The organism is Kitasatospora sp. NPDC004615 (assembly GCF_042873545.1).
Classification (GTDB): Bacteria; Actinomycetota; Actinomycetes; order Streptomycetales; family Streptomycetaceae; genus Kitasatospora.
This window is the reverse complement of the sequence record NZ_JBIALQ010000002.1, coordinates 582,820-595,058: the sequence shown is the minus strand read 5'-3', so window position 1 is coordinate 595,058 and position 12,239 is coordinate 582,820. Positions and strand designations below refer to the sequence as shown.

Annotated in this window: 12 protein-coding genes, 1 tRNA gene and 1 pseudogene; 9 read left to right on the top strand and 5 right to left on the bottom strand. The window is 72.4% G+C overall.

Annotated features, from left to right (window positions below):
* Positions 1-125 precede the first annotated feature (125 nt).
* Positions 126-785 (top strand): LuxR C-terminal-related transcriptional regulator, encoded by a 660-nt coding sequence (locus ACFYS8_RS09545; protein ID WP_387638124.1) that lies wholly within the window; start codon positions 126-128, stop codon positions 783-785.
* 13 nt (positions 786-798) lie between these two features.
* Here ACFYS8_RS09545 and ACFYS8_RS09540 read toward each other — a convergent pair.
* Positions 799-1,055 (bottom strand): annotated as a pseudogene (locus ACFYS8_RS09540) (helix-turn-helix domain-containing protein); the annotation flags it as partial.
* Between ACFYS8_RS09540 and ACFYS8_RS09535 the strand changes: the two are divergent.
* The 4 genes from ACFYS8_RS09535 (at position 1,036) to ACFYS8_RS09520 (ending at position 4,808) form a co-directional block, all read left to right on the top strand.
* Positions 1,036-1,188 carry a hypothetical protein gene (locus ACFYS8_RS09535; protein WP_387638121.1) on the top strand — a complete coding sequence of 51 codons (153 nt, stop codon included), beginning with the start codon at positions 1,036-1,038 and terminating at the stop codon, positions 1,186-1,188. The pseudogene ACFYS8_RS09540 and the gene ACFYS8_RS09535 overlap by 20 nt on opposite strands.
* A 54-nt stretch (positions 1,189-1,242) precedes the next feature.
* Positions 1,243-2,202, top strand: coding sequence for a UDP-glucose 4-epimerase GalE (gene galE / locus ACFYS8_RS09530; protein WP_387638118.1), 960 nt, complete (start codon positions 1,243-1,245; stop codon positions 2,200-2,202).
* Positions 2,203-2,344: 142 nt separating this feature from the next.
* Positions 2,345-3,205, top strand: a complete 861-nt coding sequence (locus tag ACFYS8_RS09525) for a LuxR C-terminal-related transcriptional regulator (RefSeq protein WP_387638115.1) — start codon at positions 2,345-2,347, stop codon at positions 3,203-3,205.
* Positions 3,206-3,263: 58 nt separating this feature from the next.
* On the top strand, positions 3,264-4,808 hold the full coding sequence (locus tag ACFYS8_RS09520; protein ID WP_387638112.1) for a polysaccharide biosynthesis protein: 1,545 nt from the start codon (positions 3,264-3,266) through the stop codon (positions 4,806-4,808).
* Positions 4,809-5,011: 203 nt separating this feature from the next.
* Here the strand turns inward: ACFYS8_RS09520 and ACFYS8_RS09515 are convergent, their stop codons facing one another.
* Complete coding sequence (locus tag ACFYS8_RS09515; RefSeq protein ID WP_387638109.1) at positions 5,012-5,506, bottom strand: MarR family winged helix-turn-helix transcriptional regulator; 495 nt, start codon at positions 5,504-5,506, stop codon at positions 5,012-5,014.
* A 117-nt stretch (positions 5,507-5,623) separates the two neighbouring features.
* Here ACFYS8_RS09515 and ACFYS8_RS09510 point away from each other — a divergent pair, with 117 nt between their 5' ends.
* Complete coding sequence (locus ACFYS8_RS09510; protein ID WP_387638107.1) at positions 5,624-6,418, top strand: methyltransferase domain-containing protein; 795 nt, start codon at positions 5,624-5,626, stop codon at positions 6,416-6,418.
* A gap of 7 nt (positions 6,419-6,425) precedes the next feature.
* Here the strand turns inward: ACFYS8_RS09510 and ACFYS8_RS09505 are convergent, their stop codons facing one another.
* The 3 genes from ACFYS8_RS09505 to ACFYS8_RS09495 are packed head-to-tail and all read right to left on the bottom strand — an operon-like array spanning position 6,426 to position 9,021.
* Positions 6,426-7,277 (bottom strand): DMT family transporter, encoded by an 852-nt coding sequence (locus ACFYS8_RS09505; RefSeq protein ID WP_387638104.1) that lies wholly within the window; start codon positions 7,275-7,277, stop codon positions 6,426-6,428.
* A 56-nt stretch (positions 7,278-7,333) separates the two neighbouring features.
* Positions 7,334-8,032 carry a TetR family transcriptional regulator gene (locus ACFYS8_RS09500; RefSeq protein WP_387638102.1) on the bottom strand — a complete coding sequence of 233 codons (699 nt, stop codon included), beginning with the start codon at positions 8,030-8,032 and terminating at the stop codon, positions 7,334-7,336.
* 26 nt (positions 8,033-8,058) lie between these two features.
* The gene (locus ACFYS8_RS09495; protein ID WP_387638099.1) at positions 8,059-9,021 is read right to left on the bottom strand and encodes an acyl-CoA desaturase; all 963 of its coding nucleotides are present in this window, start codon (positions 9,019-9,021) and stop codon (positions 8,059-8,061) included.
* 241 nt (positions 9,022-9,262) lie between these two features.
* On the opposite strand from ACFYS8_RS09495, the gene ACFYS8_RS09490 reads away from it, so the two are divergent.
* From ACFYS8_RS09490 to ACFYS8_RS09480, 3 genes are all read left to right on the top strand, one after another.
* A tRNA-Gln gene (locus ACFYS8_RS09490) sits at positions 9,263-9,333 on the top strand.
* A gap of 90 nt (positions 9,334-9,423) precedes the next feature.
* Entirely contained in the window at positions 9,424-10,869 is a 1,446-nt protein-coding gene (glmU, locus tag ACFYS8_RS09485; RefSeq protein WP_387638096.1) for a bifunctional UDP-N-acetylglucosamine diphosphorylase/glucosamine-1-phosphate N-acetyltransferase GlmU, read from the top strand.
* A 155-nt stretch (positions 10,870-11,024) separates the two neighbouring features.
* Positions 11,025-12,005 (top strand): ribose-phosphate diphosphokinase, encoded by a 981-nt coding sequence (locus ACFYS8_RS09480; RefSeq protein ID WP_387638093.1) that lies wholly within the window; start codon positions 11,025-11,027, stop codon positions 12,003-12,005.
* The last annotated feature ends 234 nt before the right edge of the window (positions 12,006-12,239 follow it).

The window sequence follows — 12,239 nt, the reverse complement described above, 5'->3', positions numbered from 1 at the left end:
GCGTTTGCCCGTTTCCCGACTCTTGGCCAAACCGCGACGGCGGTTTTTCGGTACGTCCCCTGGCGGCCCGCGCACGAATGCGCTGTGATGGTGCGTCTGTCCTGCCGAACCGGGGAGGGGGCGGCATGAGCGTGCGGCTCGTAGTGGCGGACGATCACCGGCTGATGGCCGAAGCCCTGGGCACCGCCCTGCAACAGCGCGGCCACCGGGTGCTCGGCGTGGGTTCGCCGTGCGGCTCGGTGCTCGACCTGGTCATCGGGCGGCGCCCCGAGGTGTGCTTACTCGGGACGGCCGCCGGCCCGGACGACCCGTTCGACGTGCTGCGCCGGCTGCGCCGCGACCGTCCGGAGATCGCCGTGGTGGTGCTGGGGCCGCTGAGCGCGCCCGGCCGGGTCGCGGCCGCGTTCGCCGCCGGTGCGGCGGGCTACGTGCGCAGCGACGAGCGGATCGACGTGGTGGACCGGGCGATCGCCCGGGTCCGGGCGGGGGAGGCGGCCGTCGCGGTCGAGGTGCTGCGTGCCGCGTTCGAGCACCTGCTGTGGCCGGTCGTCGAGCCCGACGACGAGGCGGTGCGGCTGCTGCGGCTGCTGACCCGCCGCGAGGTGCAGGTGCTGGGCCGGATCGCCGACGGCGAGGACACCGCGGCGATCGCCGCCGCGATGCGGATCGCCCCGTCCACGGCGCGCACACACGTCCAGCGGGTGCTGACCAAGCTCGGCGCCCGCTCCCGGCTGGAGGCCGCCGCGCTGGCCGCGCGGACCGGCATGCTGGATCAACTGGCCTGAGTTGCAGCGGTGTTCAGCGCGCCGCGTAGGCAGGGGGCGGGACGCCGACGGTGCGGGTGAACTCGCGGGTCAGGTGCGCGTGGTCGCGGTAGCCGAGCTCGGCGGCGAGCCGGGACCAGTCCGGGGCGCCCGGGCGCTGCGCCGCCTCCAGGGCCTCGTGGATCCGGTAGCGCAGGACCACCCACTTCGGGGGACGCCCACCCGGGCGGCGAACAGGCATCGCAGGCCGCGCACCGTCAGGCCGCTGCGGGTGGCGAGGTCCGCGACCCGGGCGGACCGGGGCCCGGTCGGGGCGATGGGGATGTTCGCGGAGCCGGTGGGCTACGCCGGGGACGACGCGTTCGAGGCGCTGCTGGCGCTCAGCGGGCGCGACCCCCACTGGGCGGTCCGACCGGCCGTTTAGTCAAGTGCCATATGCTCCGAGCGAGGAACACCGAGTGTTGCGGAGGTCGAGGGCATGAGCAAGTACCTGGTCACAGGCGGAGCCGGCTACGTGGGCAGCGTGGTGGCGGCGCACCTGCTGGAGGCGGGGCACCGGGTGACGGTGCTGGACGACCTGTCGACCGGTTTCGCGGAGGCCGTGCCGGACGGTGCGGAGTTCGTCCGCGGCCGGATCCAGGACGCTTCCGACGTGCTCGACGCGTCCTTCGACGGGGTGCTGCACTTCGCCGCGTCCTCGCAGGTCGGCGAGTCGGTGGCGGACCCGGAGAAGTACTGGCGCAACAACGTGGCCGGCTCGCTGGAGCTGGTGTCGGCGATGCGCAAGGCCGGCGTCGGCAAGCTGGTGTTCTCCTCGACCGCGGCCGTGTACGGCGAGCCGGAGGAGGTGCCGATCAAGGAGACCGCGCGCACCTCGCCGACCAACGCCTACGGTGCCACCAAGCTCGCCGTGGACCACCTGATCACCTCCGAGGCGATCGCCCACGGCCTAGCCGCCGTCAGCCTGCGGTACTTCAACGTGGCCGGGGCGTACGGCCGTTACGGCGAGCGCCACGAGCCGGAGTCGCACCTGATCCCGCTGGTGTTCCAGGCCGCGCTCGGGCAGCGCCCGCACATCGCGGTGTTCGGCGAGGACTACCCGACCCCGGACGGCACCTGCATCCGCGACTACATCCACATCGCCGACCTGGCCGAGGCGCACCTGCTGGCGCTGGACGCCGCCAAGCCCGGTGAGCACCTGATCTGCAACCTCGGCAACGGCACCGGCTTCTCGGTGCGCGAGGTGATCGAGTCGGTCAAGCGGGTCACCGGGCGGGAGATCCCGGTGCAGGTCGCCGACCGCCGCCCGGGCGACCCGGCGGTGCTGGTGGCCGCCGCGGACCGGGCCCGGGAGGCCCTCGGCTGGGCGCCGAAGCACCCCGAGCTCGACCGGATCGTCGCCGACGCCTGGGAATTCACCCTCGCCCACCGCGCCTGACCAGCCCCGCTCCCGGCCCGACTCCGACCCCTGAAGTCTCTGCGTACAGGAACTTCACCAAATCCCCACGCCGTACGGGCGGCCGCCCGTACGCTGATTGAGGCACCGGTGGGGGTCGGGCCAGGAGCAGGGGGGCAGGACGATGGGGCGGATTCGCGTCCTGGTGGTCGACGGCCACCGTATTTTCGCCGAGGCACTCGCCACGGCGCTCGCCGCCGAGCCCGATGTGGACGTCGGGGCGGCCGGCAGCGCCGCCGCGGCCGAACGCGCGCTGGAACGGGCGGCGGCCGAACGCCGCCCGTACGACGTGCTGCTGGTCGACGCCGACCTCGGCGCCGCCCCGGCACCACCACCCCGTCACCACCTCGGAGTGCCCCAACAGCGGCTCGCCGCCGGACAGTTGACGCGCCCACCGGCCGCCGCCCGGCCGCCCGCCGACGGGATGCGGCCGGGCGACGGGATCGCCCTGGTCGGCCGGGCCTGCCGGGCCCACCCGACGCTGCGGGCCGTGATGCTGGCCGTCGCCGACGACCCGCAACGGGCCGTCCGCGCCCTGCAAGCCGGCGCCAACGGCTGGGTGGCACGAGAAAGTTCGCTGGGCGCGCTGATGGCCGTGATCCGCGGCGTGCTGCGCGACGAGACCCACCTGCCGCCCGCCCTGCTGACCGGGGTGGTCCGCGAACTCACCTCCGCCCGCCGGGACCGCTCGGAGAGCGAACGCCTGGTCGCCGCGCTCACCCCCCGCGAGGAGGAGGTGCTGCGCTGCATGGTCGCGGGCCTGGGCAGGCAGGCGGTGGCCGAGCGGCTGTTCCTCTCCCCGCACACCGTCCGCACCCACATGCAGAACGTCCTGGGCAAGCTCGGGGTGCACTCCACGCTCGCGGCGGTCGCCGTCGCCCGCCGTGCCGGGATCGCCCCCTCCGAGCCGCCCGGGCCGCCTATCATGCCCGCCCCCGCCCCACCGCCGACCGTCGCCTCGACCGCAGGCCCCGGCGCGGGCTGAACGAGCCCCGCCTTCCGAGCAGGTTTCCACTCCGTGAGTCAGCGAGACCGGAGGTCAGATGTTGCCGCACCGCGCTTCCGCACGCCCGCACGCAGCCCGCGCCCGCACCCGCATCCCCGAGCAGCGCTACGGCTCGGCCGGCCTGCGCACCCTGGTCGTCGGGGCCGGCGCGGCCGGCACGGCACTGGTCCGCGACCTGGACCGGACCCCCGACTTCGGCCTCACCCCCGTCGGGGTACTGGACGACGACCCCGCCAAGGCCGGCCGGCACGTCTCCGGCCGCCCCGTCCTCGGCCCGCTCGCCGACCTCACCCGCCACGCCCTCGCCCACCGCGCCCAGGTGGTCGTCCTCGCCATCCCCGGCCTGCCGCACCAGCGCGTCCGGGAACTCGCCACCGCCGCCGCGGCGGCCGGCGCGGCCGTCCGCTACCTGCCGTCCTTCCTGTCCGCGCTGCGCCGCGCCGTGGTCGGCTCCGACCTGCGCACCCTGGACGTCAACCGCCTGATCGGCCGGCACGAGGTCCACGTCGTCTCGCCCGACGTCCGCACCGTCATCGAGGGCCGCCGGGTCCTGGTGACCGGCGCGGGCGGCTCCATCGGCAGCGAACTGTGCCGCCAGGTCCAGGCGTTCGGCCCCGCCGCGCTGTACATGCTCGACCACGACGAATCCAACCTGCACCGGCTCCAACTCGACATCTGGGGCGAGGCGTTGCTCACCGACGAGTCCCTGGTGATCGCCGACATCCGGGACCGCCCGCGGATCCAGCAGATCTTCCGCGACCTGCGCCCCGAGGTCGTCTTCCACGCCGCCGCGCACAAGCACCTGCCGCTGCTGGAACGCCACCCCAGCGAGGCCGTCAAGTCCAACGTCCTCGGCACCGACCACCTGGTCGAGGCCGCGCTCGCCACCGGCGTCGAACGCTTCGTCCTGATCTCCACCGACAAGGCCGCCGACCCCACCTCCGTCCTCGGCGCGAGCAAGCGTCTCGCCGAGCTGATCGTCCAGGCCAACGCGAAGGACGCCCGCAACCTCGGCACCGGCGTGTTCGCCGCCGTCCGCTTCGGCAACGTCCTCGGCTCCCGCGGCTCGCTGCTGTCCGTCCTGGAGGAACAACTGCGCAGCGGCGGGCCGGTGACGGTCACCCACCCCGACGTCACCCGGTTCTTCATGACCATCGAGGAGGCCGTCGGCCTGGTCCTGGAGGCCGGACGGATGGCCGAGGGCGGCGAGGTCTTCGTCCTCGACATGGGGGAGCCGGTGCGGATCGTGGACCTGGTCCACAACTTCGCGGAACAGGTTCAGCTGGACGCGGCGGAGGTCGAGATCCGGTACACCGGGCTGCGGGCGGGCGAGAAACTCAACGAGGCGCTGTTCTCCGACACCGAGGAACGGCTTCCCACCGCGCACCCGCGGATCTACGCGACGGCGGCGAACGCGACCGGCGTCGAGGACCTGGCGGGGGGCCTCACCGCGTTGTACGGGGCCGCGACGGGCAACGAGGATCCTGCGGTTCGCGACTGCTTGGCTGCGCTTCTGCCCGGCTACAAGAGTGCCCCGGACAAGCCTCCGGCGCTCTCGGCCCTGTATCCGGACGGCTTTTGAGTTTTTGTCTTCAGGGGCTCGGGGAACGGCGAGGCCGGGACTGCGGATGGTCAGACCTTGCGATGCGGTCGTGCTGCTTCGGGTGTCTTGAGGTATCGGGAGACCCAAAACGTATGCACGCCCAGGGCCCTGTTGATCAACCGCAGACTTGGCCCCGCCGTTCCCCGGGCCCCTGAAGAGCCGATCTTCCGGCCCCTCGAAAATCAACCTGCCCGGTCGAAAGGGATGACCAACTGGCGGAGCAGGGACGCGAGTTCGGCGCGCCGGGCGGGTGCCAGCTGCGCGAGGATCTCGCGTTCGTGGGCGAGGAGGCCGGCCAGGGCCTGGTCGGCCTTGTCGCGGCCGGCGTCGGTGAGGCGGACGAGGACGCCGCGGCGGTCGTCGGGGTCGGGGAGGCGGACGACCAGGCCCTTGGTGGTGAGGCGGTCGATGCGGTTGGTCATGGTGCCGGAGGTGACCAGGGTCTGGGTGAGGAGCTGGCCGGGGGAGAGCTGGTAGGGGTCTCCGGCCCGGCGCAGGGCGGTGAGGACGTCGAACTCCCAGGGTTCGAGGCCGTGCTCGGCGAACGCGGTGCGGCGGGCGCGGTCCAGGTGGCGGGCGAGTCGGCTCACCCGACTGAGGACCTCAAGGGGCTCCACGTCGAGGTCGGGGCGCTCTCGGCGCCATGCTGCGACCAGGCGGTCGACCTCGTCCTCCATGACGATCAGTGTATCGGGGGATGTGTCGATGTGAAGTCTCTTGACATCAAGAGATAACAAAGGAACGCTCGGCGTCCGAAAGATATCTTGACGTCGAGATACTTCTGGAGGTTCGCCATGCCCGCCGACTGGGACGCCCACCAGTACCTGCGCTACGCGGAGGAACGCATCCGGCCGCTCAATGAACTGCTCGCCCGGGTCCCCGAACTCCCGCCCCGCCCCACCGTGCTGGACCTCGGCTGCGGCCCCGGCAACTCCACCGCCGTGCTGCGACGCCGCTGGCCCGAGGCCCGCCTGCTCGGCCTGGACACCTCGCCCGCCCTGCTGGAGACCGCCCGGGCCACCGGCGAGCCCACCGCCGAGTACCGGCTGCAGGACGTCACCGCGTACGACCCCGCGCCCGAGCGGCCCGACCTGATCGCGTCCAACGCCGCCCTGCACTGGATGGACACCCCGACCGCCGACCACCTCGCCCTGCTGCCGCGCTGGGCGGCGGCGCTGCGCCCCGGCGGGGTGATCGCCTTCCAGCTGCCCGGCAACTTCGCCGCCCCCAGCCACACCCTGCTCGCCGAGCTGAGGCAGAGCGCCCGCTGGCGCGAGCGGCTGGGCACCGTCCGCCCGGACGCGTCCTGCCACGCCCCGGCGCGTTACCTGGAGGCGCTGCTGGCCGCGGGCTGCACGGCGGACGTCTGGGAGACCACGTACCTGACGGTGCTGCAGGGGCCGGACCCGGTGCTGGAGTGGGTCAAGGGCACCGCGCTGCGCCCGGTGCTGGAGCGGCTGCCCGATCCGGGCGAGCGGCAGGCGTTCCTGGCGGAGTACGGGGCGCTGCTGCGCGAGGCGTACCCGGCGGGCGAGTACGGCACGGTGTTCCCGTTCCGCCGGGTGTTCGCGGTGGCGGTCCGGCGCTGAGGGAGGGTCACTTCGCGCTGGGCAGGGCCGGGTGGCGGCCGAGGACCACCACGCCGACCACGATCGCGGCCATCCCGGCGCTCTGCCAGGCCAGCGCGGCGGGGGTGATCCGGACCCGGTCGCCGAGGAATCCGACCGCGCAGGCGATGCCGGCCAGCGGCTGGGCGGCGGTGAGCGCGGGCAGCGACATCCGCAGCGGCGCGGCCTCGAACGCGGACTGCACCAGCAGCAGCCCGACCACGCCGATGCCGATCACGGTGTACGGCTGCCAGGAGGCGAACGCGGCGGTGGCGCCGTGCTGGTCGATCAGGTCGAAGGTGGAGCGGGTGAGGGCGTCCTGGAGGCCGTAGAGCAGGCCGGCGGCCAGCGCGAGCAGGGTGGCCTCCTCGAACAGGGGGAGGCGGCGGGCCACCGAGACCAGCAGCAGGGCGAGGCCGGCGACGGTGCCGATGACCAGCCACTGCCGCACCGGTCCGACGCCGGGGCCGCCGCCCTGGGGCTGTCCGGCGGCGATGAACGCGGTGACTCCGAGCGCGATCAGGGCGACGCCGATCCAGCCGGAGCGGCCCAGCCGGGTGCCGGTGATCCGGCGGGCCAGCAGCATCGCCCAGACCAGGTTGGTGGCCAGCAGCGGCTCGACCAGGGTGACCTCGCCCTGGCTGAGCGCCAGCGCGGACAGCACCTGCCCGGCGATCATGAATCCGATGCCGAGCAGCCAGTCGGGCATCCGCATCAGGTCGAGCAGCAGCCGCCAGCGGAGCATGTCGCCCTTGGGGGCGCGCTGGGCGGCGTGCTGCTGCAGGACGAAGCCGAGTCCGAGGCAGCAGGCCGCGCCGAGGGCCAGCAGGAAGACCGTCAACGGGTTCTCCTGTCGTGCGGGACGGCCCGGTGGCCCCGGTGACGGGGCCGGGCCGGTCAGTTCTTGCGGTCCCCGACCAGCTTGGGGTGCCGTTCCAGGCCCTCCAGGCCGTGCCAGGCGAGGTTGACCAGGTGGGCGGCGACCTCCGCCTTGGCGGGCTTGCGCACTTCCAGCCACCACTGGCCGGTCAGCGCCACCATGCCGACCAGCATCTGCGAGTACATCGGCGCCAGTCGGGCGTCGAAGCCGCGGGACTTGAACTCCAGGCCGAGGATGTCCTCGACCTGGGTGGCGATGTCGCTGATCAGCGAGGCGAACGAGCCGGTGGACTGGGCCACCGGCGAGTCCCGGACCAGGATCTTGAAGCCGTCCGTGGAGGTGTCGATGTAGTCCATCAGCGCGAACGCGGCCTGTTCCAGCAGCTCCCGGGAGTGCCCGCCGGTGAGCGCGCCGGTGACCATGTCCAGCAGGAGCTGCATCTCGCGGTCGACGACCACGGCGTACAGGCCCTCCTTGCCGCCGAAGTGCTCGTAGACGACCGGCTTGGAGACCCCGGCGCGTTCGGCGATCTCCTCCACCGAGGTGCCGTCGTAGCCGCGTTCGGCGAAGACCGTTCGGCCGATCTCCAGCAGCTGCTCGCGGCGCTGCTTGCCGGTCATCCGCACCCGGCCACTTGTCTTCGCGGCGGCGCCGCGGGCCGCGCCGCGCCGCGAAGGCTGCTGATGGCCGGCGCTGTCTCCGTTGGTCCCGTTCACCCCTCCATCATGCTGCAGGCGCTGCCTCATGCGGCGCGGCGGGCGGCGATCCGCTCCGCACCCGGCCAGCGGACGTCGGTGGCCCAGCCCGCCTTCTCGAACCAGCGGATGACCCGCGCCGAGGAGTCGACCTGGCCGCGCAGAACGCCGTGCCGGGCCGAGGTGGGGTCGGCGTGGTGCAGGTTGTGCCAGGACTCGCCGCAGGACAGTACGGCCAGCCACCACACGTTGCCGGACTTGTCGCGGGACTTGAAGGGGCGTGAACCGACCGCGTGGCAGATCGAGTTGACCGACCAGGTGACGTGGTGCAGCAGGGCGACCCGGACCAGCGAGCCCCAGAAGAAGGCGGACAGCGCGCCCTGCCAGCTCCAGGTGGCCAGGCCGCCGATCACCGCGGGCAGCGCCAGCGAGAGCGTCGTCCAGAGCCAGAACAGCCGGGAGATGCGCCTCATGGCCGGGTCGCGGACCAGGTCGGGCGCGTACTTGAGCTGCGGGGTCTGCTCCTCGTCGAACATCCAGCCCATGTGCGCCCACCACAGGCCCTTGAGCAGGGCGGGCACGCTCTCGCCGTAACGCCACGGGGAGTGCGGGTCGCCCTCCTTGTCGGAGAAGCGGTGGTGCCTGCGGTGGTCGGCGACCCAGCGCACCAGCGGGCCCTCGACGGCGAACGAGCCGAGCACGGCGAGGCCGATGCGCAGCGGCCGCTTGGCCTTGAACGCGCTGTGGGTGAAGTAGCGGTGGTAGCCGATGGTGATGCCGTGGCAGGTGAGGAAGTACATGGCGACGGCGAGGCCGGCGTCCAGCCAGGACAGGCCCCAGCCCCAGGCGATCGGGACGGCGGCCAGCAGGGCCAGGAACGGCACCGCGATGAACAGGGCGAGGGTGATTCGTTCTGCGGGGCCCTGTTTCTCGCCACCCCTGGTGGCGGACAGACGGGGGAGAAGGTCCTCGGCGGCGCTCGGCGGCGCCTGCCCGGCCTGGATGGTCATGGCGCTTCCCGGGGGAGGAGGGTGGTGCCAGCGGATACCTACGTTTCCGTAACCTACGGCATCGTAGGTATCGGACGGCGGTAAGCGGAAGGCTCGCGCGCGGACGTGTCGCGGTGTTCGTCGGTCGCATTCCGGCAGGACGGCCACCCGAGTCGGGTGTGTCGTTCGTGTGCTTCGCGGAAGGTGGTGGAGCTACGGGCCGTCAACCCGTAGGCTGTGCTGGGCGCGGCAACCGCGCCTTTCCGCCGTGGTGTAATGGCAGCACAGGGCCCTTTGGAGGCCTTTGTCTGGGTTCGAATCCTAGCGGCGGAGCCTCCACGACCGTTTCGGTCGTTTTCCGCCCGTCTCGTCTCGGTATTCTCGGTGCACCCTCACCCCGCATCGACCGAGGAGTCTTCCCGCGTGAGTGCAAACCAGCCCGCTGCCGTGATCGTGCTCGCCGCCGGGGGCGGTACGCGGATGAAGTCCAAGGCCCTGCCGAAGGTGCTGCACGAGATCTGCGGCCGTTCCCTGGTGGGCCACGCGGTGTCCGCCGCCCAGGAGTTGACGCCCGGTCAGCTGCTGGTGGTGATCGGCCACCTGCGCGAGCTGGTGCAGGCGCACCTGGCCGAGCAGTACCCGGCGGCCCGCCCCGTCGTGCAGACCGAGCAGCTCGGCACCGGCCACGCGGTGCGCACCGCGCTGCAGGCGCTGGCCGCCGACGGCGTGGAGCTGGACGGCACCGTGCTGGTCACCACCGGCGACGCCCCGCTGCTGACCGGCGGCACGCTGTCCGCGCTGGCCGCCGCGCACGCCGAGCAGGGCAACGGCGTCACCGTGCTGACCGCCCTCGTCCCCGACGCCACCGGCTACGGGCGGATCCTGCGCGAGAGCGACGGCGCGGTCGCGGCGATCGTCGAGCACAAGGACGCCAGCCCCGAACAGCTGGCGGTCAACGAGATCAACTCCGGGGTGTTCGCGTTCGACGCCAAGCTGCTGGCGCACGCGCTGTCGCTGGTCGGCACCGACAACTCGCAGGGCGAGGAGTACCTGACCGACACCCTGGAGATCCTGCGCCGCGAGGGCCACCGGGTGGGCGCGGTGGTGGCCGCGGACCACCGCGAGATCGTCGGCATCAACGACCGGGTGCAGCTGGCCGAGGCCCGCCGCCTGCTCAACGACCGGCTGCTGGAGCGCGCGATGCGGGCCGGCGTGACGGTGGTCGACCCGGCCACCACCTGGATGGACGTCCAGGTCGGCTACGAGCCGGACGCGCTGGTGCACCCCGGTACCCAGCTGCTCGGCGCGACCCACCTGGGCGAGGGCTGCGAGGTCGGCCCGAACACCACGCTGACCGACACCTCGGTCGGCGCGGGCGCCCGTGTGAGCAACACCACGGCGGAGCGCGCCGAGATCGGCCCGGAGGCCTCGGTCGGCCCCTACGCGTACCTGCGGCCGGGCACCGTGCTGGCCCGGAAGGCGAAGGCCGGCACCTACGTGGAGATCAAGAACTCCCAGCTGGCCGAGGGCGCGAAGGTGCCCCACCTGTCGTACATCGGGGACGCCTCGATCGGTGAGGGCACCAACGTGGGTGCGGCGTCGGTCACAGTGAACTACGACGGTGTGAACAAGCACCGCACGGTCATCGGAGCCCACTGCCGCACGGGTTCCGACAACATGTTCATCGCCCCGGTGACGATCGGTGACGGCTCCTACACCGCCGCCGGATCCGTGATCACCAACGACGTCCCGGCCGGTTCGCTGGCCGTCGCGCGGGCCCAGCAGCGCAACATCGCAGGCTGGGTTGAGCGGAAGCGGCCCGGTTCGGCGTCCGCCCGCGCCGCCGCCGAGGCGTCCTCGCCGGAGTAGCCGGACCGGACGGCCGGGGATCTTGAACGGAGGTCCCCGGCCGTCGGTCACGGTCCGGGGCGCGTAACCTGAAGTACATACGTGCGCCATCGGGCCTGCTGGGCCGTGCCTCGGCGTACTCACTCAGAGTGGCAAATACACGAGGAGACGGTGCAGTGAGCGGGATCACGACCTCCGGTGAGAAGAAGCTCAAACTCTTCTCCGGTCGAGCCCACCCGGAACTTGCCGAGGAGGTTGCCCGCTCGCTGGGCACCGAACTCGTCCCGACCAAGGCCCTGGACTTCGCCAACGGCGAGATCTACGTCCGCTTCCTGGACTCCGCGCGCGGCGCCGACTGCTTCGTGATCCAGAGCCACACGGCTCCGATCAACCAGTGGATCATGGAGCAGCTGATCATGATCGACGCGCTGAAGCGCGCGTCGGCCCGCAGCATCACCGCGATCCTCCCGTTCTACGGCTACGCCCGGCAGGACAAGAAGCACCTCGGCCGCGAGCCCATCTCGGCCCGCCTGGTGGCCGACCTGCTGCGCCAGGCCGGTGCCGACCGCCTGATGGCCGTGGACCTGCACACCGCGCAGATCCAGGGCTTCTTCGACGGCCCGGTCGACCACCTGTTCGCGCTGCCGATGCTCGCCGACTACGTCGGCGACCGGGTCGCCGACCGGTCCAAGCTGACCATCGTCTCGCCGGACGCCGGCCGGGTGAAGGTCGCCGACCAGTGGTGCGACCGCCTGGACGCCCCGCTGGCGATCATCCACAAGCGCCGCGACATGACGCAGGCCAACACCATCCTCTCCGCCGAGGTGGTCGGTGACGTCCGCGGCCGCACCTGCGTCCTGGTCGACGACATGATCGACACCGCCGGCACCATCTGCGCCGCCGCCGACGCGCTGTTCGACGCCGGCGCCGCCGACGTCATCGTGGCCGCCACCCACGGCGTGCTCTCCGGCCCCGCCGCGGACCGGCTGAAGAACTCCCGGGTCAGCGAGTTCGTGTTCACCAACACGCTGCCGACCCCGGCCGAGCTCCAGATGGACAAGATCACCACGCTGTCGATCGCCCCGTCGATCGCCGCCGCCGTGCGCGAGGTGTTCGAGGACGGCTCGGTCACCAGCCTGTTCGAGGGCGTGCACTGACCTCTCGCGGGCGCTGACCCCTTGTCAGCCCCTTGATCGGCCCCCGGTTCCGCCTGGAACCGGGGGCCGATTTCACGTCCGCGCCACCGCCCGGTTAGTCTGGGGAGACTGCTCGGCGAGGGATGCCCGTTTTCGGTGCTCCGTGATCGACGCGCGAGAACGATGCGCTTTGATCGAACCGCCGAGTGTCCCCCCAAACGTTATTGAGGGTGTGGCCCGGCGGTTCTGTCGTTC

What these genes read in the sequence shown, in the direction of transcription:
- ACFYS8_RS09545 (WP_387638124.1), top strand. Translation starts at nt 126, where the DNA reads ATGAGCGTGCGGCTCGTAGTGGCGGACGATCACCGGCTGATGGCCGAA.
- galE (WP_387638118.1), top strand. Translation starts at nt 1,243, where the DNA reads ATGAGCAAGTACCTGGTCACAGGCGGAGCCGGCTACGTGGGCAGCGTG.
- ACFYS8_RS09525 (WP_387638115.1), top strand. Translation starts at nt 2,345, where the DNA reads ATGGGGCGGATTCGCGTCCTGGTGGTCGACGGCCACCGTATTTTCGCC.
- ACFYS8_RS09520 (WP_387638112.1), top strand. Translation starts at nt 3,264, where the DNA reads ATGTTGCCGCACCGCGCTTCCGCACGCCCGCACGCAGCCCGCGCCCGC.
- ACFYS8_RS09515 (WP_387638109.1), bottom strand. Translation starts at nt 5,506, where the DNA reads ATGGAGGACGAGGTCGACCGCCTGGTCGCAGCATGGCGCCGAGAGCGC.
- ACFYS8_RS09510 (WP_387638107.1), top strand. Translation starts at nt 5,624, where the DNA reads ATGCCCGCCGACTGGGACGCCCACCAGTACCTGCGCTACGCGGAGGAA.
- ACFYS8_RS09495 (WP_387638099.1), bottom strand. Translation starts at nt 9,021, where the DNA reads ATGACCATCCAGGCCGGGCAGGCGCCGCCGAGCGCCGCCGAGGACCTT.